The following is a 20,814-nucleotide window of genomic DNA, read 5'->3' as shown; positions in this document are numbered from 1 at the left end:
GTGAGCCGCCTCAGAGCCCCGAGACACGCTGAATGGCCTGCTCGAACAGCGCACTGAGCGCCGGGCCGGCAACCGCCCAGATCAGCACAACGAGACCCGCCGTCATCAGGGTGACGAGCACCCATCCGGGGACGTCTCCGGTTTCGTCGTCGATGAGATCCTGGAGGAGAGCCTGCGGGCGGGAGTCCGCGAAACGCGTCCTCCCGAGTCGAGAAATGTTCATGTCGTCCTTTCGTGATCACTCAGCCGATGCCGAGTCGCAGAATGAAGAGGCCCGGGTAGATGGCGAAGAGAACGGAGAGCGGGAGGATCAGGAACACGAGCGGGCTTATACAGCAGCTAATATCCTTGTAAGGAAAGGGTCATCCATGCGCGCAGCGATCTATACCCGCATCAGCGAGGACAAGGACGGCGACGAGCTCGGCGTGGAGCGTCAGGAGCAAGACTGCCGACGCCTCGCAGCGGCTAAGGGCTGGGAGGTGGTCCAGGTGTTCGAGGAGAACGACACGAGCGCCTACCGCTCGAAGGTGCGCCCGAAGTACCAAGCGATGACCGAGGCTGTGCGGGCCGGAGATGTCCAAGCGATTGTAGTTTGGGACGTAGACCGGCTGAGTCGAACGCCTCGCGAGCTCGAAGACGTGATCGATTTCGCGGACTCGCATGGACTCGCTCTGGCGTCGGTGGGCGGTGAGGTGGATCTTGCCACGCCGCAGGGTCGCCTCACGGCGCGGATCAAGGGGTCGGTCGCTCGGCATGAGTCGGAGCAGATGGCGCGGCGACTCCGGAGGCGGCTGGAGCAGAAGGCAGAGAGCGGAGAGCCCCACGGGCGCGTCCCCTACGGATTCGTGCGAATTCCGGCTGACAAGGCCAGAAAGCGTGCCGCGCGCGATGTGGTCAATCCGGACGAAGCCGCTGTTCTCCGCGAGGTGGCGAACGGGCTCCTGTCGGGTGGGTCGCTTCGACGCATCGCCGCTGCCCTGAACGAGAGCGGCGTGCCTTCTCCTGAGTCGGCACGCCTCGCGCGCGTCGCAGCTCGCTCCGGCGGTGGAGAGGTACGGGTTGTGCCGTGGTCTGCCGCCTCACTGCGCCAAGCAGTTCGCCGCCCTCAGAACGCGGGAAAGCGAGAGTTCCGGGGGCGAATTATCGGGGATACAAACGGCGAGCGCATCTTCGATGACGCGACCTGGGAGCGCCTGTGCGCGCTTCTGGACGACCCCGCGCGGCGCTCGAGCAAGGGCGGAGCAGAATTCCGCCACCTTCTGTCCGGTGTCGCGAAGTGCGGTCGCTGCGACGGAACGATGCGTCGACAGACGGGAAGCGTGCGAACGCTCGCGAATGGTGAGAAGCGACGGCAGGACGCCACATACTTCTGCGTCGAGTGCTACCGAGTCCGCCGACGCCAAGCTCCCGTAGACGCGATGGTCGAGACGATGGTGCTCGCTCTGCTGCAAGACCCTCGGACAATCCAGCTACACGCCCTCGGGGACGCCGACGCTGCCGATGAGGCTCGGGCGGACATCGAGCGCATCGATGCGAAGCTCGCGATCGCCGCGGATCAGTTCGCGGACGACACGATCACCGGGGAGCAGCTGCAGCGCATCACCGGTCGCCTCCGCAGCGACCGAGAGCGCCTTGCAAGGAGGATACGGGACGCAACCCCGACCCCGCTGCAAGGATTCCTTGCCGCGGGGGACGTAGCCGAGCGGTGGCATGCTGCGCCGGTCGAAGTGAGGCGCGAGCTCGTGGACATGCTGGTAACGGTCACCATCATGCCGTCCGGGTCGGGCCGCAAGTTCGACCCCGAGCTGGTTCGCGTCGAGCGCCGAGTCGCAGCATGACTGGTGAACTCGTGATCGCTCGCTGCGAGAAGCGGCATCCGCTCATCTCTGCGGAGGGAGGGATACCGCTGGCTTTGTCGCCGCTACGCGCCCCGCTGGGATGGATGGGTGCTCGCTGCGAGCGCTGCAAGAGGGACTACATGGTGGTGGAGTCGGCCGCGAGGCGCTCCGCCGTGGGCGACAGGAATGAGGTGCGTGCGGACCATGTGCAGTCTCGAGACGGTCTCGTCACGCAGAACCCCGAGCTCCACGAGGCGATGATTGAAGCGTGGTCCACCCCGATCGGGGATCCCGACGACACCGCGCCGCGCTGAGTTCCCCCATACGTCCAACGCGCGTATGCTGGGCCTCGTAGTTCAGCCCTTGCGGATGCGGCTCAGCCAGCGGACGCGTAGATCACGAACCAGCCTGGCATCTGGTCACGCTCACCACATTCAGTGGAGCCGTGACCCATGCCCATCGACTCTGTCACCCGACGCCTCAACGCTCAGAAGGCCATCCACACGCGGTGGCACGGCGAACTCCCGCCCCAACTGCAGGCCGAACTAGACGACAACCAGCGCCGGACCCTCGAGGAACGCATCGCGCAGCTCCTCGAGGACGGCCCCACACTCACTCCTGAACAAGCAGCTCGGATCGGCACGCGACTCGGGCTCCGGGCGAGTTCGGGTGATGCCGGATGAGGGCAGAGGGAGGGGCCGGTGCTGCGCGCTCCCGGCCCCTCATGCACCAGGTCCCCAGCCAAGGACGCCCGATTGCTGCGGCCACGGTACCACCCGTCGCGGACATTGCTGCGCTCGACTTCGGAGGGCGGTGATGCACGGTGAGCCTTACCCGCGAGTCTATCGAGTCGTTCATCCTGCGCCTCGTCCGCGAGCCGAGCATCGAACTGCGGACGTTCGACCTGCGCGTTCTCTCGACCGTGCTCGAGCACATCGGACCGGCGGGTTTCGCGTGGATCGATCAGGAGAGCATTGCAACGCGCATCGACGCGAGCAGCGATGCGGTGCAGCGGGCGCTCAGGAAGCTCAGCACCGAACCGAACCGGCAGCACCCGCTACTGATCCTGCAGCGCATGGAAGCTCGCGCTGGAGCACGACGCGAGAAGCGACACAGCCTCACCTACTGCCCCACCCTTACCGGTGTGCGAGCTCCGGGTATAAGCGCCGACATCGAATGGGGCGAGGACGGCAAGCCACGGATCCTGACAGTCAAGCCCGTCCCCTGGCAGAGCCTCCCATGAACGTCGATTTCTACGTCCCGCGGTTTCCGCGTCACGCCGAATTCCGCGGAAGTCTCCCAGACCCCAGTTACCCGGAATCTCCCGTGACGCGGAAATCGCGTCACGCGGAATCTGGCGTGACGCGGAAACCGCGCCGTACTAAGGCATCCTCGCTTCGCTCCGCTGCCTCTCCGCGCCCGCGAGTTGCAGAGGCGGGCGCATCCGCCACTCCGCTGCGCTCGGCTCCGCCTCACTCCGGCTACGGGCGGATGAAGCTAGGCGCGGGTCAGGTTCTTGAACGCTCGCCGCTGGGCCGACACCTCCGCTGCGCTCCGGTATCGATGAGTGATTCTCTTCGAACGGAACACGCGAGGCGGAATCACCCACCTCATCACCGGCTCGTCATCAGCCATGCCCAGGCCACGGCAGACCTCCCGCGTGACATGCGAGGTGGTCGAGTCCTGAGGCAGTCACCGGTGGCTCCTCCTTCGCTTCGCTCAGTCGTCACCACCTCGGGACGCGCACGCGAATTCAGCAACGACGAGAGGAGCCGAGGATGACCAATCGACAGGACACCGGATCGCAGGTCCGCAGCATGCGGGAGCGCGCGCAGGACGCCGCCCTCGACGCGCTCCCCCGGATCGCGATGCATCAGATCGTGCGCCAGCGGGTGGATTCGCATATCCCGCTCGAGTTCGAACCGTCGCAACTGCGGGAGGTCGCCGCACAAGCAGCTGCCGCAGCGATCGAGGACGCGTACTCGCCCGGTGCGGAGCGCGAGGAGCGCCTCGCAGCTGCGCGGCAGAACCTCGAACGGTTGTGGCTCGGCTCGGTTGCGAAGAAGGGCTTCAAACCGTGACCGCCCGCGGCGAGCGCAAGTGCAGCCGACGCATGCAGCAGTTCTACGCGGCACAAGCCGCAATGGCCGCAATGCGGCATCAAGGACGAACCGAACCCGAGCAACCTACATTGTTCGACCTTGCAGAACTCGATCACGACACCAAGGAGCCAGACCATGACCACGAGTAACACGCACCGCCGGGAGGTCCTCGCGGCCTACACCGCGGGGCTGCTGACCTTGGACGCGGCCGAGCAGGATGACAAGACCGCCCGAGCCCACATCGCGGCGTTCATCTCTGAGGGCGGTGACGGCCTCGACCTGATCCTCCACCTCGCTCACGAGGCTGCGACCGCCTATGGGGCGCTCGCAGCGATCGGGGCGGGCGATGACGACTGGCGGGCAACGGTCCGGGCTGGGCTGCTCGCGCTCGAGGCGGACGCGGCCCTCGCAGAAGTCGGAGGGGCGTCCGATGACCAGGGATGACGACCCGCTCGTGAACGTCGGGCACAAGCCGCCCCGCGGGACGGTCTGGGTGCCGACCGGGTGGGACGACGAGCTAGGTGAACCCACCGACTGGCGGTACGTGCCCCGCGAGCACGCCGAGCAATGGGACTCCCGCAACTGGCGGTAGATCGCGTGCGCGACTGGGGCGGATCGAGGAGACCGTGGAGCCATGAGCCCCGCAGCCCCCTCCTCAATCCGCCTCCCCTACGTCACCGACGAGCCCGGCCATCGCCTTCGCTTCGAGTCTCTGCTCGCCGCACGCATCTACGCGGAAGCCCGGACTGGACCCGTCCCGATCCATGACGCGATGACGGGCGAGCCCCTCGAGACACGCTGAGCGCTATCCACGCAGCCCCGGACACCACCGTCCGGGGCTGCGCAGCGCCAGTAGCCGCGAGACTCAGCCAGGGCGTGTTGCGCTCGTGTCACACCATGGTGTTACGTTGGGAGTACCGAGACCCGCCGTCCGAATAGTCGCCCCCTGGGTGTGTGCGTGCCTCACGAATAGGCTCAGGGCGGCGGGTCGCCCTTCCCTCAGTCCTCGAGGATGGGATCACGTCCGCGGAAGTGCCAGTAGGTGCCATGCGGCTGATAGGTCCTCCGCACGAAAGTACCGAGGTGCGCCGCGGAGCTCGGGCGGTCTGTGCGGACGCGTCGGTTGATTGCTCCGGCGATCATGTCAGCCAGTTGGATCGGACGGCTGGCGCTCGAGTCCACATGTCGAACATCGGTCAGCGTGCCTGGCGACTCGCGGTTCACCATGCGCAGGAGATAGGCGCTGTCCTGCATGCCGAATGCGCGTGTGTCCTGGCCGTCGATGAAGAGCTTCGCCTGTCGGATGTAACCGTGATTTTTCGTCATCAGCATGCGGATCGCGAAGCTCTTTAGCGCCGACGGATTATCTCGCAGATGGTCGCTGTAGATCGTGCGCTTGTCGATGATGATGGCGCGAACGTCGAAGGATGCGGGCGCGATGCAACGGAAGAAGCAGTCCTTCACTCGATCCTTAGTCTTCGAGTACTTGAACTCGCGCGTCTGCCGGTTGTGCCTCGAGCACTCCTCGATGAGCTCCGCGGCCGCGGTGATGTGGGCCGGGTCACGGAACACGCAGGCCGCCATGACGAGGTGGCTGGTCGACCCCTGGCCGAACTTGAACCCACCGTCGCCGGAGTCATCTAGGTAAACGTGCACCCTATGAGCCTAAGCGCGCGCGCCGACGTCGCAGCGGTCAGCCTGTGGATAACTCGCGCTCGAAGGCATTCGGTGGTACGTGGCTAGCCGGACTGTTGTCCGATACGGAGGCAATCGACAAGCTCTCGCAGGTCGTCGGCTACGACTTTCCACCGCCTGACGAGTGGTGACGCTCGCGTCCATGGGAGGGGCCTACGTGATCAGGTTCTCTGCTCGATATCGCACCAGCCTGGCCTCGAATGCCTCGCGTCGAGCGCGCTGGTAGGGCGTCCAGAGCTCGGGCCGATCGGTCACGTCCTCCCCGTTGAGGCTCGGTCGCTCCCACGGCGGATCCCAGCCCGCCCGGAGGTGGGATATCTCCGCACTCTCGTTCACGTTCGCGTCGAGGTACTCCCACGCTCGCGCGTCGAGGTCGCGCGCGGCTCGGCGGTTGCTCATGCCCGGTCCTTCCTGAGACTCGGACCGGCCCCGAGAGCGACCAGTCTAAGCACCGCCCCAGACAGCCAGCAGCGGCGAGGAGCGCTCAGAACGCCTCGGGACGACCGCACACCTGTAGCCGCCCGTTCCAACGCGTCCTGCGGGCGCTCACTTCCTCGCATGCGTTCCGCGAACTTTGGCTTGATCGTTCGGCTACCCGGAGCGAAGAAGGCCAGATCCCGGGTCGAAACAACCTCGTTCGCTTGAACGAAACTTTCGAATCACGTTTTCGGCGGGGGGTGACAGAAAGCTTGCCGGGCGCTCGCTTTCGGGCGACGCCTTGTTCAGACTGCGACCCCCCTCCCCCTGTGAGTGTTCGTATCGACGTGGCGAAGGGGTGCTGCGTGCGGAGTGTCGGTCTAGTGGTCCGCGCCGCCGGGTGGGTGGCAGGTGGTGCAGCGGAAGTGGAGGCCGTCGAGCTCGTGCGGGGCCGCAGCGAAGTGCTCGAGCGGGAGTGTGCGTCCGCAGCCTGGGCACGGCTTGGTGCCGTCTGGGTGGGCGCGGTGGCAATCGCGGGCGATGTGCTGCGGGTCGCGGGTCGCTCGCCATGCGCGCTGCTCGCGGCGGCGGATGCGAGTGCGGGTGTTGCTCTCCTCGGCGGTGAGGTGCTGCCCCGCCTTGTAGGCGCGCATCACTCGTTCTTCGTCGGGGGTTCGGGTGGGTGTGGTCATGGTGGGGCTCCTCGAGCCGTCGTGTGTTGGTGGGGGCCGGGCCCATGGACTGACCCGACCCCCGGGAGCAGTCGCAGCGTCCGTGAGGAGGCTCGCTGCGACCGCGTGTGTGCACCGGGGGCGGCTCAAGGTGTGAGCCTGTGCCGAAAGGAGCGTCGCCGCCCCCGGTGGGTCTTACGGCGTCGGGACGATTTCGCCCTTGACGATGCCGCTCGGGGTGCGCACGTCGGAGTTGACGCGAGTCTCGACGCGAAGGCGGACCAGGTTGCGGGCGAAGTCGTCGGACATGGAGTCCGACCAGCGCGCATCGACCTTGCCGTCCGTGCTGAGCGAGTTCGCCCCTTCCGCGAGGGTCCACACGGTCCCGGCGGTGACTGCCGGGGACTCGATCACGTCCACGCCCCACAGCTTCATCTCGGCTTCGTTCACCGGTGTGGTGGGTCCGAAGTCGAAGTTGCCCGACGTGTTCCGCGTGGTGAGCGCGGTCGTCCAGTCGGCGGGTGCCACGGCGATGAACGACGGGGTGCGCCCGTTCGCCGTGAGCCGCTCGATCGCCTTCCGCGCCGTGGTGATGAGGTCCACACCGGTCACGGTGAGGATCCCGGACGCGTTGAGCCAGCCGAGGAGGTTCTCCCCCATCCCCGAGCCACTGACGAGCTGCGCCTGGATCGCCAGGTCGAGACCGCTCACAAACTCGGACTCGATGAACCGCTGCACCTCGTCGTTGTCCTCGAGGATGTACTTCGGGATCGGCTCACTGATGTGAGCGAACACCTTGAGCTTCGCCTCGACGGGCTCCATGGTCACGATCGAGGTGGGCTTGAGCGCACCCTCCGCGACCGGGGCCGCGTTCATCGTGCGGACCGTCTGACGCAGGTACTCGTAGACGGGGCTGCTGCGACGGATCGCGGGGATCGCCTGCAGCAGCGAGGTACGCGGGCGGTCGATCGGAACGATGCCGCGAATGAACTCGACACCCACGAGGTCCGACGAGGTGCCGATGGCCTTCTGAGCGACCGAGCGGGCGGTGGCCTTGACGTTGAGGAACGAGGCCTTCGCGCTGCTGCCCTCCCCGTCGTCGTCGCCCTGCTTGAACTGGTTGAGGATCGCCGTGCCGCGATCCATCATGTCGATCGACTTCTGCAGTCGAGCGGCCTCCTCGGCCTTCTGCTCGAGGGAGGCGAGCTCCGCCTCGGTGATATCGCGGCCTGCGGCCTTCGCGCCGTTCACAACTGCCGCCATTGCGGCCTTGATCTGAGCGAGCTGCTTCTTGGGATCCATGATTGTGGTCCTTCCATGCGTGATGAGCACGGGCGCGGGGATCGCGCCAGACGTGCGGGTCGCATGCAACGGTCCTCGAACCACCCCGAGGTTACTCAGCTGCGTTGGGGCTCACGCCCTCCTCCGCAGCGCTCCCGAGGGGGAGGCTGGCTGCACTGCTCGCAGGTCGACCGCTGGCGGCTCCTCCGAGTTGACCCCTCGCGGGGTTCCTCCTCGTTGGCCACGGACGATCGCGCCCTGCTACGGACAGGTTAACACCGGGCTCCGACAGAGGGAACGCCGCGTCGATAAGGTTGGGCTCATGCCAATGTCGCGAAACCCGGTCGTCAAGCCGAAACTGCCCTACAGAAACGTCCGGTCCGTTGGCCCCGTGACGCTCTACCTGAGCGACATCGACGCGATAATCGCGAGACTCTCCAAGGACGTCGGAGAAGTACGGATCCTGGCAGGAACTTCTACCGCCACCGTGGCTGACGATCTGCGGGACTCGACGGAGAGAGAACGATCCGGGCTCGTCCTGCAGGCCAGCAACCCGGGGGTGAACATATTCCTGTACCCCAAGAAGTGCGTGGTCGAAACGACGGATAGCGACCCATTCGCTCAAGCTGTTGTCGAGGATGCGGTCTCCCTTCTTGAGCAACACCGCCGGAGCCTTGCTCCACGATTCTTCGCCCAGCTCGCGTTGACGGCCGCGCCTCTCGGCATCCTGGCGTGGTCCTTCACGAGGATGGGGGTTGAGAACATCCCACAGCTGGTGATCCTCATCGCTCTCTCGCTGGTTGCCCTGGGCACTGCAGTATTCGTTAACGTCGTGAGTTGGCGCGATTACAAGAGGCTCGGACGGACGAAGCTCGTTCTCCGGAATCGGCAGGAGGCGAAGGACCGGCAGGTCTCGTTGGCCACCACGATCTGGGTGGGTCTCGGCGGCACGATCTTCGGTGGGGCGGTGAGCGGTGTCGCCACAGCCCTGCTCAGCAATCCCAAGTAAAAGAGTAATTACCCGCTTGTGAGGGGGAGGAGCATCAGTATCTCCTTGCGCCCGGCCTGTTCGATGAGCACCCGCTTGGCGTCCTCGCGCGCGTCGCCGGCCTGGGCATGCAGGACGGCCGAGAGCGGGGCACCGTGCTCGAGCGCGGCGATCACCTGGTCGATCGAGCGCGAGAGCCCCGGAAGCTGCAGTCGAGCGGCCATCTCGGAGAGGGCATCTGCGAGCGGAGATCCCGTGCCGACGGCAAGGACCACACGGCGGAATTCGCTGGTGAGCTCTCCGGATCCGACCGCGGCCACCCTCCGAATCGAGTCGAGGAACCCTTCCCCCGCCGACAGACACAGAGCGAGGAACTCAAGTGTCGTCGGCAGTTCGTCGGTCAGTCGAGCTCGGCGGCGTGAGACACGGGCCGTCAGTTGCATGTCGTAGCCGAACCCCGCGGCGGCGCCCAGGATGCCGGGCAGTAGCGCGACCGGCGGACTCATGCGCCCCGCGAGCGCGAGCACGATGACAGCGATCGCACCGGTCACGATGCCGGCAACAACCCAGCCGAGCTGACGTCCGCGGAAAGCGCCGTGCTCCAGCGCGAGCCCTGCTTGCTCGATCCTGCGACGAAGGGCTTCTCCCCCACCGAGAAGGCGCTCGAAGACCGCCAGCGATCGACGCCACACTGTCCGGTCACCTACAGACAGCACTCCGACTCGTGGGAGCGCTCCGTCGGGCAGGTCGCCGTCGGGGACCACGTCTCGCACGTACGGCGCGATGCGCAGTGTCAGCGGGGATGCCGACCAATGCGGCAGCGCTGCGAGGATGCAGAGCACCCCGGACCCGATCGCGACACCGCCGAGGAGCGCGACCGCCGCCGCGGACACCGGGTTCATCCGAACCACCTGCCCGGCTCGGGCAGACGGCCGATACGGGTCATGAGGCGGTACGCGATCACCGACACGGCCGCACCGACGAAGATCACCACCATCCCCTCCGCGGTGCCGTAGGCGGCAGCGCCCTCGGGGCGCAGCACGAGCAGACCGAGGATCACCCAGGGCGCGACCGCCCCGAGCACTGCGGCGCCGCGGATCCACGACTGCCGGGCTTCGACCTCGCCGCGCAACACGGCGTCTGCACGAACCGACGACGACAGCGCGCGCAGAACTCCGGAGAGTTCTGTCCCGCCGACCTGTCTCGCCATACGCAGCGTCTCGATGATCCGGTCGGCGACGGGATCGGCCAGCACGGACTTCAGCCGGTCGAGACTCGTCTCGAACCGACCGGTGGCGCGCAGATCTCTGGCGAACACGACGAAGGCCGGCCGGATCATCGCGGGCGATGACTCAGCCAGGCTCGCGACGGCATCGGGCAACGACAGCCCCACACGGATCGATGCGATCAGGAGGTCGCACACGTCTGGCCACAGCTGTCGCCGCAGCTTGCGCAACCGCGTGCGTCGCGATCGCACGAAGATGATCGGTGCCACACCTGCGGCCGCTCCTGCCAGACCGGCGAGGACCGGAATCGCCGTCAGGAGCCAGATGAGGGAGGCTGCGGCGAGCGCCACCGTCGCGATCACCAGCAGAAGTGTGCGTGGTCTGACGGAGGCGAGGCCGCCTTCTTCGAGCAACCGAGACAGACGTCCGGGGCGTCTGGCTTTCTCCTCCTCCGGACGCGGAGGCCAGAGCCACGGCGACGCGCACAGCAGCACGCCGGCGGCGAGCATCGCCCCCAGCAGCACCGTCATCGCATGCCTCCTGCAGACTGCAGCGCGCCGCGTCGCCACGCCGCGCCGCCGGCGACGGCTCCCCCGCCGTGGATGTAGACCTCTCGTGCGACGATCCGTCCGTCGATCACCTCGCCGGTCGGCGCGATGACCTCGTGCACCCGTCGGATTCCGTCGTCGCCACGCACGCAGTGCACGACGAGATCCACCGCTCCCGCGAGTGCAGGCACGATGAACGCTCTGTCGATGTTCCGCCCGGCGAGCAACGGGAGCAGCGTGAGCTTGTCGAGCGCCTCGGCAGCGGAGTTCGCGTGAACGGTCGCGGCGCCAGGCACACCGGTGTTCAGTGCGAGGACGAGGTCGAGCGCCTCCGCGTCTCGGACCTCGCCCACCACCAGGCGATCGGGCCGCATCCTGAGCGCCTCTTTCACCAGCCTTCGCAGCGTGATCTCTCCCGTACCCTCGAGGCTCGCCTGACGGCCCTGCAAGGAGACGACGTCGGGGCCCTGCACAGCGAGCTCGAAGGTCTCCTCGACGGTGACGATCCGTTGACGGTCGGCGCACGAGGCGAGCAGCGCTCCGAGGAACGTGGTCTTGCCCGCGTGGGTGGCGCCGGACACGACGACGCTCTTGCCCGCACGCATCGCCTCGCGCAGCGCGTCACCGAGCTCCGCGGGCAGAGCTCCGTGCTGGATCAGCGCGTCCAGGGTGCGGAAGCGGGGCAGGAACTTGCGGATGTTGACCGACCATGATCCGCGTACGACATCCGCGATCGCGACGTGCAAGCGGGACCCGTCGGGAAGAGACGCATCCACGAACGGCTGGCTGATGTCGACACGGCGGCCTGTCGACTGCAGCATCCGTTCGACGAGATCGCGCAGGGCCGACTCGGTGAGACGCAGCTCGAGGCGTTCGGCGACTCCGCCGCGTGCGATATGGACGCTCTCGGGTCCGTTGAGCCAGATCTCCTCGATCTCCGGGTCGTCGAGGAGCGGCTGCAGTGCCCCGAAGCCGCTCACGGCTGCGAGCACGTCGCGCACGCATGCGGCTTCGTCGTCGATCATCGCCGCGCCCCGTGCGAGCGCCAGATCGTTGAACCTGCGCACCTCCGCCAGCGTGACCGTGCGCGCGGCCGCCGAATCGAAGGTCGGATCCGTGCCCTCAGCACGGAGTCGCTGCCTGACGCGCTCTGCGACGAGGACGGAAGGCTGGATCACCCGAGCATCTCCGCAAGGATCGAGCGCCGCCCGTCGGAGTTATCCACAGCTGCGGGGCCCGGGCTGCGGGCGGATCCTCAGCCACGCGCGATCCCCCGATCAGTAGACTGATTTCACCGCGCGGGAGTGGTGAAATTGGCAGACACGCAGGATTTAGGTTCCTGTGCCCTAGGGCGTGTGGGTTCAAGTCCCACCTTCCGCACCGATCTGTCGCATCCCCCGCGACCGACGACTTGACCGCCGCACAGCGCACGACGACGGGAAATCCATGCATCACGCCGCTCTCATCCCCTGGCTCGACCCCGCCACCATCATCGGTTCGGCCGGCCCCTGGGCGCTTCTCGTGGTGTGCTTCATCGTCTTCGCCGAGACGGGCCTGCTGGTCGGCTTCCTGCTGCCTGGTGACACGCTGCTCGTGATCTCCGGCCTGCTGTCACATCCGATCGCCGGGTCCGAGCACGGCGTCTTCGGCATCAACGTCTGGATCGTGGCGCTGCTCATCGGACTCGCCGCCTTCGTCGGAGGTGAAGTCGGCTATCTCATCGGCCACAAGGGCGGTCCTGCGGTCTTCGAGCGCAAGGAATCGGGCCTCTTCAGCAAGAAGAACGTCGAACGCACGAACGCGTTCTTCGAGCGGTTCGGCGGCATCACCGTCATCCTCGCCCGCTTCGTGCCGATCGTGCGCACGTTCGCGCCCGTCGCCGCCGGTGTCGGCCACATGCCGTGGCGTCGCTACACGCTGTACAACCTGATCGGCGCGATCCTCTGGGGCTTCGGACTCACCATGTTCGGCTACGCGATCGGCTTCATCCCGCCCGTCGCGCACTTCGTCGAGAGCTACATCGACCTGATCCTGCTCGCGGCCGTCGGCGGCACCGCGCTGATCACTCTGTGGCACTACCTCTCAGAGCGCCACAAGGCCAAGAAGGAGGCGGCGGCCGGCGAGGGTGAGACCGACGCCGCCGAGGCGGAAGAGCTCGCGCTCGACCCCGAGGTCTTCGACCGCGCTCCCGACTTCGACGGCGACGGCAAGCACTGATCTCGAACGACTGAGAGAGGCGGGCTGCGGACTCAGCCCGCCTTCTTCTTGCTCGCGCTCTTCTTGGTGCTCGTCTTCTCGTCGGACGAATCCGATCGCGCCGCCTTCGTGCGCGCGACGCTGGCACGCAGAGCCTCCATCAGGTCGATGACCTCGCCGCTCTTCGCCTCGTCCTCGGCGTCACCGAAGGTCTCCGAGACGTCGAATGTGTCGCCCGCCTCGATCTTCGCGTCGATCAGCGTGCGCAGCTCCTTCTGGTACTCGTCGACGAACGATTCGGGGTCGAAGTCCGCCGAGTAGCTGTCGACCAGGGATGCCGAGAGCTCGAGCTCCTTCTTCGAGATCCGCACGTCTTCATCCAGCGCCGGGAACTCGGCCTCGCGCACCTCGTCGGCCCACAGCAGTGTCTGCAGCACGAGCACCTTTCCGCGCACTCTGAGGGCGGCGAGGCGGGTCTTCTGACGCAGCGTGAACCGCACGATCGCGGTGCGGTCGGTCTGCTCGAGCGTCCTGCGCAGCAGCACGTAGGCCTTCGGGGACTTCGAGTCGGGCTCGAGGTAGTAGGGCTTGTCGAGGGTCAGCAGGTCGACCTGGTCGGAGGGCACGAACTCGACGACGTCGATCTCACGGCTCTTCTCAGCCGGCAGCGCGGCCAGATCGTCTTTCGTGAGCACGACCGTCTGCCCCTCGTCGACGTACGCCCGATCGATGTCGGCGTAGGCCACGGTCTCGCCGCACACCTCGCACGTGCGCTGATAGCGGATGCGACCGCCGTCCTTGTCGTGCACCTGATGCAGTGAGACATCGTGGTCTTCGGTCGCGGAATACACCTTGACCGGCACGTTCACGAGGCCGAAGGTCAGCGCGCCCTTCCAGATCGTTCTCATGCCCCCAGTGAACACCAGCCGCCCCGGTGGGGGCCAGTACCTTGACTACGCTGGCGTCATGGTCGCAGAGGCGCAGAACGTGCAGATCGACGGTCGTCGACTGCGCATCACGAACCTCGACAAGGTCGTCTACCCCGAGACCGGCACCACCAAGGGCGAGATCATCGCCTACTACACGGCGATCGCGCCCCGCATCCTGCCGCTGCTCGCCGGACGTCCGGTCACCCGTAAGCGCTGGGTCGAGGGGGTCGGAACCGCGGATGCTCCCGCCGACGCCTTCTTCACGAAGCAGCTCGAACCGGGCGCTCCGAGCTGGATCCCCCGCCATGCGATCCAGCATTCCGACGGGCCCAAGGACTATCCGCTCGTCGCCGATGTGCCGACGCTCGTCTGGCTCGCGCAGGTCGCCGCGATCGAGCTCCACGTGCCGCAGTGGCGCTTCGCCGCGGATGGGCTGCCCGGCAGACCAGACCGCCTCGTGCTCGACCTCGACCCCGGACCCGACGTCGAGCTCGCGCAGTGCGCCGAGGTGGCCCGCATCGCGCGCGGTCTGCTCACCGACATGGGGCTCGACCCCGTGCCCGTGACCAGCGGCAGCAAGGGCATCCACCTCTACGCTCACCTGCCAGGGCAGCAGACGAGCGACGAGATCTCGCTGGTCGTGAAGGAGATCGCCCGGCTCATCGAGGCGGAGCACCCCGACCTCGCCACCAGCACCATGGCCAAAGCCGCGCGCGGGGGCAAGGTCTTCCTCGACTGGAGCCAGAACAACGGCAAGAAGACCACGATCTCGCCGTACTCGATGCGCGGCCGTGCACAGCCGTGGGTCGCTGCGCCCCGCACGTGGGAGGAACTCGACGATCCTGACCTGGCGCAGCTCGACTTCACGACCGTGCTCGAACGTGCGGAATCGGGGCTGGATCCGCTCGCACCTCTGCGCACCGAGCCCCCTGACGAGCGCCCGCGCTCGGTAGCAGAGAAGTCGGAGCAGACACTCGAAGCCGCCACCATCACGCGACCCGGCGCCTCGCGTCACCGCCCGCGAATCGCCGCGGCCTCGAGTGCATCCGCACCCGTCTCCCCGGCATCCCTCTCCCCCATGCTCGCCGAGAACGGCACCCCTGCCATCGCGCGCATCCTCAGCTCGCCCTCGTGGGTCGAGGTCAAGTGGGACGGCATTCGCGCGATCGGCACCTGGGCCGACGGCCGGATGCTGCTGCACGCCCGCAGCGGCACCGACATCACTGCCCGCTACCCCGAGCTGACCGCTGACGGAGCGCCGTTCCTCCCCGTGACCGACGCGATCATCGACGGCGAGATCGTGGCATTCGATGCACGAGGCAGACCGAGCTTCTCGATGCTCCAGAACCGCATGCACCTGACCCGGCCGCGTGAGATCGAACGCGAGGTCGTGCGCACTCCGATCGTCTACATGGTCTTCGATCTGCTGCGCCTCGACGGCCACGACCTCAGCTCGATGCCGCTCGCACAGCGACGCACCCTGCTCGAGGAGGTCATCTCCGACATCGATGCGCCTGTGCAGGTGCCGCCCGTGTTCGACGACCTCGACGCGGCCCTCGCCGCGAGCGACGAGTTCGGCCTCGAGGGTGTCGTGGTGAAGGATCCGTCATCGCGCTATCGCCCGGGTCAGCGCTCACCCTCGTGGCTCAAGATCAAGCACACCCGGATGCAGGAGGTCGTGATCGTCGGCATCCGTCCCGGAAAGGGCGACCGCGAGGGCACGTTCGGCTCGCTGCTGCTCGCGGTGCCCGATGGCGGCCAGTTGCGGTACGTCGGCCGTGTGGGGACGGGCTTCACCGATCGCATGCTGCGCGACCTGCTCGCGCGCCTCGTGCCCCTGCGCGTCGACACGGCACCGCTCGACGGCGTCCCGGCGCTCGATGCCTCGGACGCGCTGTGGGTGGAACCCGAGCTCGTCGGCGAGGTCGAGTTCGCGAACTGGACTCCGGACGGCGTGCTGCGACACTCGCGCTGGCGGGGCCTTCGCCCCGACAAGACGCCCGAAGACGTCGTCGTCGAAGCCTGACACCTCAGGCGTGATGCGGCTCGCAGTCCGACTGCTCTGCCGGCTCGATCTGGAAGGTCGAATGCGCGACGTCGAAGTGGTGTGCGAGGCACGACTGGAGGTCGTTCAGCAGCTTGGTCGAGCGTCCGTCGGCGAGCAGTGCCGGCTCCACGCTGACGTGTGCGCTGAACACGGGGGCTCCACGGGTGAGCTGCCACACGTGCACGTCGTGCACCCCCACCACGCCGTCGTAGTCGAGCAGGTGCTGACGGATGTCGCTGACCGCGGTTCCGGCGGGCGCCGACTCGGAGAGCACCGAGAACACCTCGCGCAACAGCGAGATGGCCCGCGGGATGATCAGCACGGCGATCATCATCGATGCGATCGCATCGGCCGGCATCCACCCGGTCGTCACGATGATAATCGCGGCGATGATGACCATAGCCGAGCCGATCAGGTCGCCCATCACCTCGAGGTAGGCTCCCCGGACGTTGATGCTGGTGCGCTGAGCTCGGCTGAGCAGCCACATCGAGATCGCATTGGCGACGAGTCCCACGACGGCGACGATGAGCATCAGCCCGCCCGCGACCTCGGTGTCACCGGGATTCAGCAGCCGTCCGACGGCCTCGAACGCGACCCACCCCGCGAGCAGGATCAGGATGATCGCATTGATCAGGGCTCCGAACACCTCGGCCCTCTGGTACCCGAACGTGCGCCGGTCATCTGCCGGGCGCGCGGCGACCGCCGCGGCGATGAGGGCGATCACGAGAGCCGACGCATCGGTGAACATGTGAGCCGCATCCGCCAGCAGCGCGAGCGACCCGGTGAGGATCGCACCCACGACCTGCACGATCATGATGGTCGCGGTCAGGGTCAGCGAGATCGTCAGAAGGCGACGATGGCTGGCCGAGCGGATGCCGCCGGCGGCGGGTGCATGATCGTGCATGCCTCCAGGCTAGACCGGCTCTCACGCCCGTCGGCGGGGATCGGCCCAGTCGGGAATGGTGATGAGAATCAGGGTCAACAGTCGGGAGTAGGGCAAGGTCGGCGCGTGTCCATCGCGTGTCCAGAACTACTTCACGGCTGAGGGTGTACGGGACGTCTTCCTGCGGCGTATCAACCACAGGAGGACACATCATGGAGAAGCCGCAGAAGTTGGCAAGCGGGAACTGGCGTCAGAGATACAAAGGGCCGGATGGCAAGCGCTACAGCGCCACAGACACCACCCCGAAGAAGGCTCGGGATAAGGCCCTGTTGGAACTGGCTCGAATGCTCGCGGACCACGCCGACGGAACGATCCAGGCGAAGACCCGCACCCGGTTCGATACTTTCGCGGAGGACTGGCTCCAGACGCGGCGTCCCGGGTCCCCTGGAGGCTATGCGCCCAGCTCCTACCGAAAACGACTGAGCCACTTGTCGGAGCTGAACCGCACTTTCGGAGCGCAGTTCATCGAGGACATTACGCCCGCCGACGTCCGCGCATGGTGGAACACCAGAGCATCCACACCGTCGTATCGGAACACCCTGTTCTGGTTCCTTCACGCCATCTTCGAGGTGGCCATGGACGACGAACTGATTCAGCGGAATCCCGTCCGCGTGCGCGGCGCGAGCGAGAAGACGCACAGGAAGCGTCCGACCTTCACCGACCGCGACGTGGAGAATATCCTCGACGCCGCCGAAGGCGACATGAAGATCATGGTGACCGTGCTCTCTTGGTCGGCCTTGAGGATCGGGGAGCTGCTGGCGTTGGACTGGTCTGACGTCGAGTTCCTGGAATCCAGGCTGGACGTCGTCAAGCACCTCACACCACACGGCATCCAGCCGGGCACTAAGACGGGCGAAGAGCACACGAGAACCATCGATCTCGCCCCGTGGGCTCTCGCGGCGTTGGAGGGCCTGTACGCGGACTCTGAAGGGCAGGGTGCGATCTTCCGTAACGTCAGGGGCGGACGCCTCTCGGTCGATTCGGCGGAGCGTCGATTCCGGGCCATCCGCGAAAAGGCAGGCCTGGAGCAGATGCACCTTCATGATCTCCGCCACGTCGCGCTCAGCGCATATGCCCGTCAGCCTGGCGTCACGCTGACCGACCTCATGGCATTCGGCGGACACCTCAGCGAGCGGGTCGCCATGGGGTATCAGCATGCCGACGACGAGCGATCCAAGCGGTTTGCTGCTGAGGCTGTTACTCCTCGCTGGGTGAAGTCGTGAGGAGACAGAGCGCGCACCGCCTCGACGAGACCTCGCCCCAGGACCTCGACCGGATGACCGCGGACGGTCAGATCCCCGGCGATGCCGTCATGGCCCAGCGTCGCCGGAGGGAGGCGGCGCTCGAACGTGAGTTCATCTCCGCACTGAGAGCTGATCCCGAGATGCTGATCGGGATCGCGCGCGATGCCGCACTGGCAAACGAGCGCGCTGTCGGGCACGCTAAGGACGAACGCGTCGCGCTCGACCCCGCCACAGATCCGAAGGTGGCCGCTCGCCTGACGGCTGCTGCCGAGCGTCGGCGTCAGGCGCGCGCGAAGGCGCTGGACGCTGCGGCAGACGAGGCGTAACCGCTAGGACTGTGCTGCGGCCAGAGCCCGCCGAACCCGCCCCACATGCCTCCAACGGCCACGTGGACGGGCCGTGTTCATCGCAACAGCATTGCGACACTCCGTCAATCGAATTGAGATATTTCGTGATGACGAAGCCCGCGCCGATATGTTCGACACATGACAGTCGCCGACCAGCACTTGATCGATGAGGCCCTCGTTGCGCTCCAGGCGATAGACAAAGGTGTGATTGGCGCGCAGGGCGGTCAGAAGGCCGTGAGGCTAGTCGAGCATAACGGCGGGGACTGTGTGCTGAAGGTGGTCGCCATTGGCGGCACCTCTGACGACACGCTGAAGCGAGCTTCGCGCGAAGTCGAACTGCTGGCGAGCATCGACAATCCGAACGTGGTCCGCGTTGTATCCAGTCTTGTAACGCTGGGCGAACCAGTTCACGGAGCCGCGTGGATTGAGGAGTACCTGGACGGGGAAGATCTCGGGCCGCTGCTCGGGGGTCGCCAGTGGACGTGGGATGAAGCCCGCGCAATGGGAATAGACGTGGCTAATGGCCTTGCGGCAGGGCACGAGCGAAAGGTGATCCACCGGGATCTGAGCGCGAACAACGTTCGTCGCCTGTCGAACGGTACCTACAAGGTGCTCGACTTCGGTTTCGCTCGACACACTCTGCTTTCGCAGGTGACGTTCGCTGGGCAACCGGGCACGTTCGGCTACCTGTCACCCGAACACCTCAACTCTCACAGTGGTGGGCCGATGCAGATGTCAGATGTTTTCCAGGTCGGCAATTTGATGTACAACGCACTCACTGGACAGCTTCCGTACCCGTGGACTGGGGATCAGCAAGATTACGCAGACAGGCTTCGCAGTGGAGCCATGGTCCCCGTCACATCGCACAGGGCCGATCTAACCCAGGCGCAAGCGGAGATCATCGCAAAGGCCCTGCATCCTCAACCCGCACGTCGATTCATTAACGCCGCTGCTCTGCGGAAGGCACTGGAGGCCACACCGTGACGACATTCATCGAAGACAGCCCCCGCTCCTTCCAGGCTCAGTGGATGAAGGAAGCGTGCGATCTCGGCGATGCCGAAGCGGTCGTGCTGAGTCCCTGGTTGTCGCCTTACCCGCATCGCGGGGGTAGCGGTTTGAAGCCAGGGCTCATCGAACGAACGGACGAGCTCCGCGGTTACGGGGTCGAGTTCTGGTTCGACCCCATGACACACGTACACGACATGCCCGGCACGCGAGACTACAACTACTACTCGGGGTACGACCTTTGGGGTGGCACAGTCGCTGACCTCACGGATGGTGCGCTACGAAGCGAGCACGTGCGGAAGGTGTTCGCCGTGCAGGATGAGATCGGTGCGCGTCACCTCGCGCCCGCACCGTTACTTCCCACTGGCCTCAGCACGCTGAGTACTATCTCTCTGGATCTCGCGCGTCTCGCCCTCGACATCGATCCCGACGCCTGGCTGACTATCTCGGGACTCGGTCCTTTCTGGGCGGACGGTGCCGATCTCGACGCGCACATCGGATCGCTGGCAGCGCTCACGCCTGGCGGTTGGTTCCTCTCCTTCGCGCAACCCACAAATGATCAGCCTGCACCATTGACGGCGGATCAGGTGTTCGGAATCTGCCGTACCGTGCGAGCACTGAGCGAGCATGCGCCGGTCTACATCTCGCATGGTGACTTTGCGGGACTCCCCGCCGTTGCTGCTGGAGCGTTCGCTGTCGGAACTGGATGGGACAAACGTCAACGCGTTCTCTCCTTCCAGGATTACACCCTGCGCGAGACGGAGGGCCAGGGCAGGTGGTTTACGAGACCGACCCTCGGCGGTCTGACTGCGCACATCCCCGACCGCGACGGCGAGCTGCTCCGCGCCAGGGACGCTGTCTTGGCGGCTAGCTTGGGGGGCCTCCCGGCGGCCCCGGGCGCTCGCGCGGCGTTCTCGCACCATGTCAACGCGCTCAGCGGCATCGTCGCGCGAGTGGTCGGTGCGAATCAAAGCTACGAGGCAAGAGCCCGTACATTGGACGCGATCTACACAGACGCTCGTACGAATTGGGGAAGCCTGCGTTCGTCCATTGGCGTACGAGACGATGCTGGGCCTTGGATCTCGCCCTTCCAAGAGGGCCTTCGTAGGTACGCGACCTCAGAAGGCTGGACGCTGTAGTCCAGCTCGTGTCGCTGCGGCGAACATCTCAGCGGCCTGTAGGCGGCGGTTTGCAGCAACCGGTGCAAGTCGTGGCCGCGCAACCCACCTTCCGTCTACGACCAGGCCCCCGCGGTCGCGACGCACCTCTGCGAGCAAACTTTCTTGTGTGCGCGCGGATAGTCCCGTCATGACGATCACGTATGCATCTGCCCACAC

At 66.3% G+C, this 20,814-nt stretch carries 25 protein-coding genes and 1 tRNA gene; 16 read left to right on the top strand and 10 right to left on the bottom strand.

Annotated features, from left to right (window positions below; all coding sequences use genetic code 11):
• Positions 1-10 precede the first annotated feature (10 nt).
• On the bottom strand, positions 11-223 hold the full coding sequence (locus QMA07_RS05440) for a hypothetical protein (RefSeq protein WP_290160479.1): 213 nt from the start codon (positions 221-223) through the stop codon (positions 11-13).
• Positions 224-368: 145 nt separating this feature from the next.
• On the opposite strand from QMA07_RS05440, the gene QMA07_RS05435 reads away from it, so the two are divergent.
• The 8 genes from QMA07_RS05435 (at position 369) to QMA07_RS05400 (ending at position 4,742) form a co-directional block, all read left to right on the top strand.
• On the top strand, positions 369-1,838 hold the full coding sequence (locus QMA07_RS05435) for a recombinase family protein (RefSeq protein ID WP_290160478.1): 1,470 nt from the start codon (positions 369-371) through the stop codon (positions 1,836-1,838).
• On the top strand, positions 1,835-2,152 hold the full coding sequence (locus QMA07_RS05430; RefSeq protein WP_290160477.1) for a hypothetical protein: 318 nt from the start codon (positions 1,835-1,837) through the stop codon (positions 2,150-2,152). Before QMA07_RS05435 ends, QMA07_RS05430 begins: the two co-directional genes overlap by 4 nt.
• A 138-nt stretch (positions 2,153-2,290) precedes the next feature.
• Entirely contained in the window at positions 2,291-2,521 is a 231-nt protein-coding gene (locus tag QMA07_RS05425; RefSeq protein WP_290160476.1) for a hypothetical protein, read from the top strand.
• A 140-nt stretch (positions 2,522-2,661) separates the two neighbouring features.
• Positions 2,662-3,081: a hypothetical protein gene (locus tag QMA07_RS05420; RefSeq protein ID WP_290160475.1), complete on the top strand. Its 420-nt coding sequence runs from the start codon at positions 2,662-2,664 to the stop codon at positions 3,079-3,081.
• A 535-nt stretch (positions 3,082-3,616) separates the two neighbouring features.
• The gene (locus tag QMA07_RS05415) at positions 3,617-3,919 is read left to right on the top strand and encodes a hypothetical protein (RefSeq protein WP_290160474.1); all 303 of its coding nucleotides are present in this window, start codon (positions 3,617-3,619) and stop codon (positions 3,917-3,919) included.
• A 156-nt stretch (positions 3,920-4,075) separates the two neighbouring features.
• Positions 4,076-4,384 carry a hypothetical protein gene (locus QMA07_RS05410; RefSeq protein ID WP_290160473.1) on the top strand — a complete coding sequence of 103 codons (309 nt, stop codon included), beginning with the start codon at positions 4,076-4,078 and terminating at the stop codon, positions 4,382-4,384.
• The gene (locus QMA07_RS05405) at positions 4,371-4,532 is read left to right on the top strand and encodes a hypothetical protein (protein ID WP_290160472.1); all 162 of its coding nucleotides are present in this window, start codon (positions 4,371-4,373) and stop codon (positions 4,530-4,532) included. Before QMA07_RS05410 ends, QMA07_RS05405 begins: the two co-directional genes overlap by 14 nt.
• 42 nt (positions 4,533-4,574) lie before the next feature.
• Positions 4,575-4,742, top strand: coding sequence for a hypothetical protein (locus QMA07_RS05400; RefSeq protein WP_290160471.1), 168 nt, complete (start codon positions 4,575-4,577; stop codon positions 4,740-4,742).
• A gap of 197 nt (positions 4,743-4,939) precedes the next feature.
• On the opposite strand, the gene QMA07_RS05395 is transcribed toward QMA07_RS05400, so the two are convergent.
• From QMA07_RS05395 to QMA07_RS05380, 4 genes are all read right to left on the bottom strand, one after another.
• Complete coding sequence (locus QMA07_RS05395) at positions 4,940-5,596, bottom strand: DUF3800 domain-containing protein (protein ID WP_290160470.1); 657 nt, start codon at positions 5,594-5,596, stop codon at positions 4,940-4,942.
• A gap of 192 nt (positions 5,597-5,788) precedes the next feature.
• Positions 5,789-6,034 carry a hypothetical protein gene (locus tag QMA07_RS05390; protein WP_290160469.1) on the bottom strand — a complete coding sequence of 82 codons (246 nt, stop codon included), beginning with the start codon at positions 6,032-6,034 and terminating at the stop codon, positions 5,789-5,791.
• A 398-nt stretch (positions 6,035-6,432) separates the two neighbouring features.
• Complete coding sequence (locus tag QMA07_RS05385; protein WP_290160468.1) at positions 6,433-6,744, bottom strand: hypothetical protein; 312 nt, start codon at positions 6,742-6,744, stop codon at positions 6,433-6,435.
• Between the two features lie 174 nt (positions 6,745-6,918).
• Complete coding sequence (locus tag QMA07_RS05380) at positions 6,919-8,025, bottom strand: phage major capsid protein (RefSeq protein ID WP_290160467.1); 1,107 nt, start codon at positions 8,023-8,025, stop codon at positions 6,919-6,921.
• 301 nt (positions 8,026-8,326) lie between these two features.
• Here QMA07_RS05380 and QMA07_RS05375 point away from each other — a divergent pair, with 301 nt between their 5' ends.
• Positions 8,327-9,013, top strand: coding sequence for a hypothetical protein (locus QMA07_RS05375; protein ID WP_290160466.1), 687 nt, complete (start codon positions 8,327-8,329; stop codon positions 9,011-9,013).
• An 8-nt stretch (positions 9,014-9,021) separates the two neighbouring features.
• Here QMA07_RS05375 and QMA07_RS05370 read toward each other — a convergent pair whose 3' ends face one another.
• From QMA07_RS05370 to QMA07_RS05360, 3 genes are read right to left on the bottom strand one after another with little or no spacing between them, the layout of a single operon-like run.
• Complete coding sequence (locus tag QMA07_RS05370; RefSeq protein ID WP_290160465.1) at positions 9,022-9,894, bottom strand: type II secretion system F family protein; 873 nt, start codon at positions 9,892-9,894, stop codon at positions 9,022-9,024.
• Entirely contained in the window at positions 9,891-10,748 is an 858-nt protein-coding gene (locus tag QMA07_RS05365) for a type II secretion system F family protein (protein WP_290160464.1), read from the bottom strand. The genes QMA07_RS05370 and QMA07_RS05365 overlap by 4 nt, the downstream gene beginning before the upstream one ends.
• Complete coding sequence (locus QMA07_RS05360; RefSeq protein ID WP_290160531.1) at positions 10,745-11,941, bottom strand: ATPase, T2SS/T4P/T4SS family; 1,197 nt, start codon at positions 11,939-11,941, stop codon at positions 10,745-10,747. The genes QMA07_RS05365 and QMA07_RS05360 overlap by 4 nt, the downstream gene beginning before the upstream one ends.
• 123 nt (positions 11,942-12,064) lie before the next feature.
• On the opposite strand from QMA07_RS05360, the gene QMA07_RS05355 reads away from it, so the two are divergent.
• Both QMA07_RS05355 and QMA07_RS05350 read left to right on the top strand, forming a co-directional pair.
• A tRNA-Leu gene (locus QMA07_RS05355) sits at positions 12,065-12,146 on the top strand.
• Positions 12,147-12,212: 66 nt separating this feature from the next.
• Positions 12,213-12,983 (top strand): VTT domain-containing protein, encoded by a 771-nt coding sequence (locus tag QMA07_RS05350; protein WP_290160463.1) that lies wholly within the window; start codon positions 12,213-12,215, stop codon positions 12,981-12,983.
• 32 nt (positions 12,984-13,015) lie between these two features.
• Here the strand turns inward: QMA07_RS05350 and QMA07_RS05345 are convergent, their stop codons facing one another.
• Complete coding sequence (locus QMA07_RS05345) at positions 13,016-13,870, bottom strand: Ku protein (RefSeq protein ID WP_290160462.1); 855 nt, start codon at positions 13,868-13,870, stop codon at positions 13,016-13,018.
• Positions 13,871-13,928: 58 nt separating this feature from the next.
• Between QMA07_RS05345 and ligD the strand changes: the two genes are divergently transcribed.
• Positions 13,929-15,917, top strand: a complete 1,989-nt coding sequence (gene ligD, locus QMA07_RS05340; protein WP_290160461.1) for a non-homologous end-joining DNA ligase — start codon at positions 13,929-13,931, stop codon at positions 15,915-15,917.
• 4 nt (positions 15,918-15,921) lie between these two features.
• Here ligD and QMA07_RS05335 read toward each other — a convergent pair whose 3' ends face one another.
• The gene (locus QMA07_RS05335; protein ID WP_290160460.1) at positions 15,922-16,842 is read right to left on the bottom strand and encodes a cation diffusion facilitator family transporter; all 921 of its coding nucleotides are present in this window, start codon (positions 16,840-16,842) and stop codon (positions 15,922-15,924) included.
• A 191-nt stretch (positions 16,843-17,033) separates the two neighbouring features.
• Here QMA07_RS05335 and QMA07_RS05330 point away from each other — a divergent pair, with 191 nt between their 5' ends.
• From QMA07_RS05330 to QMA07_RS05315, 4 genes are all read left to right on the top strand, one after another.
• The gene (locus QMA07_RS05330) at positions 17,034-18,104 is read left to right on the top strand and encodes a tyrosine-type recombinase/integrase (protein ID WP_290160459.1); all 1,071 of its coding nucleotides are present in this window, start codon (positions 17,034-17,036) and stop codon (positions 18,102-18,104) included.
• Complete coding sequence (locus QMA07_RS05325) at positions 18,101-18,451, top strand: hypothetical protein (protein WP_290160458.1); 351 nt, start codon at positions 18,101-18,103, stop codon at positions 18,449-18,451. The genes QMA07_RS05330 and QMA07_RS05325 overlap by 4 nt, the downstream gene beginning before the upstream one ends.
• Positions 18,452-18,610: 159 nt before the next feature.
• Entirely contained in the window at positions 18,611-19,456 is an 846-nt protein-coding gene (locus QMA07_RS05320) for a serine/threonine-protein kinase (protein WP_290160457.1), read from the top strand.
• On the top strand, positions 19,453-20,616 hold the full coding sequence (locus QMA07_RS05315) for a hypothetical protein (RefSeq protein WP_290160456.1): 1,164 nt from the start codon (positions 19,453-19,455) through the stop codon (positions 20,614-20,616). Before QMA07_RS05320 ends, QMA07_RS05315 begins: the two co-directional genes overlap by 4 nt.
• Positions 20,617-20,814 lie beyond the last annotated feature (198 nt).

Origin of the sequence: Microbacterium sp. APC 3901, assembly GCF_030407765.1 — a bacterium.
GTDB lineage: Bacteria > Actinomycetota > Actinomycetes > Actinomycetales > Microbacteriaceae > Microbacterium.
Note: the sequence above shows the minus strand (reverse complement) of the source record. Positions and strands in the feature narration are given on the sequence as shown.

Excerpts from the sequence above, each read along its gene's own strand:
- QMA07_RS05440 (WP_290160479.1), bottom strand. The coding sequence starts at position 223 with ATGAACATTTCTCGACTCGGGAGGACGCGTTTCGCGGACTCCCGCCCG.
- QMA07_RS05435 (WP_290160478.1), top strand. The coding sequence starts at position 369 with ATGCGCGCAGCGATCTATACCCGCATCAGCGAGGACAAGGACGGCGAC.
- QMA07_RS05430 (WP_290160477.1), top strand. The coding sequence starts at position 1,835 with ATGACTGGTGAACTCGTGATCGCTCGCTGCGAGAAGCGGCATCCGCTC.
- QMA07_RS05425 (WP_290160476.1), top strand. The coding sequence starts at position 2,291 with ATGCCCATCGACTCTGTCACCCGACGCCTCAACGCTCAGAAGGCCATC.
- QMA07_RS05415 (WP_290160474.1), top strand. The coding sequence starts at position 3,617 with ATGACCAATCGACAGGACACCGGATCGCAGGTCCGCAGCATGCGGGAG.
- QMA07_RS05410 (WP_290160473.1), top strand. The coding sequence starts at position 4,076 with ATGACCACGAGTAACACGCACCGCCGGGAGGTCCTCGCGGCCTACACC.
- QMA07_RS05405 (WP_290160472.1), top strand. The coding sequence starts at position 4,371 with ATGACCAGGGATGACGACCCGCTCGTGAACGTCGGGCACAAGCCGCCC.
- QMA07_RS05400 (WP_290160471.1), top strand. The coding sequence starts at position 4,575 with ATGAGCCCCGCAGCCCCCTCCTCAATCCGCCTCCCCTACGTCACCGAC.
- QMA07_RS05390 (WP_290160469.1), bottom strand. The coding sequence starts at position 6,034 with ATGAGCAACCGCCGAGCCGCGCGCGACCTCGACGCGCGAGCGTGGGAG.
- QMA07_RS05385 (WP_290160468.1), bottom strand. The coding sequence starts at position 6,744 with ATGACCACACCCACCCGAACCCCCGACGAAGAACGAGTGATGCGCGCC.
- QMA07_RS05380 (WP_290160467.1), bottom strand. The coding sequence starts at position 8,025 with ATGGATCCCAAGAAGCAGCTCGCTCAGATCAAGGCCGCAATGGCGGCA.
- QMA07_RS05375 (WP_290160466.1), top strand. The coding sequence starts at position 8,327 with ATGCCAATGTCGCGAAACCCGGTCGTCAAGCCGAAACTGCCCTACAGA.
- QMA07_RS05370 (WP_290160465.1), bottom strand. The coding sequence starts at position 9,894 with ATGAACCCGGTGTCCGCGGCGGCGGTCGCGCTCCTCGGCGGTGTCGCG.
- QMA07_RS05365 (WP_290160464.1), bottom strand. The coding sequence starts at position 10,748 with ATGACGGTGCTGCTGGGGGCGATGCTCGCCGCCGGCGTGCTGCTGTGC.
- QMA07_RS05350 (WP_290160463.1), top strand. The coding sequence starts at position 12,213 with ATGCATCACGCCGCTCTCATCCCCTGGCTCGACCCCGCCACCATCATC.
- QMA07_RS05345 (WP_290160462.1), bottom strand. The coding sequence starts at position 13,870 with ATGAGAACGATCTGGAAGGGCGCGCTGACCTTCGGCCTCGTGAACGTG.
- ligD (WP_290160461.1), top strand. The coding sequence starts at position 13,929 with ATGGTCGCAGAGGCGCAGAACGTGCAGATCGACGGTCGTCGACTGCGC.
- QMA07_RS05335 (WP_290160460.1), bottom strand. The coding sequence starts at position 16,842 with ATGCACGATCATGCACCCGCCGCCGGCGGCATCCGCTCGGCCAGCCAT.
- QMA07_RS05330 (WP_290160459.1), top strand. The coding sequence starts at position 17,034 with ATGGAGAAGCCGCAGAAGTTGGCAAGCGGGAACTGGCGTCAGAGATAC.
- QMA07_RS05320 (WP_290160457.1), top strand. The coding sequence starts at position 18,611 with ATGACAGTCGCCGACCAGCACTTGATCGATGAGGCCCTCGTTGCGCTC.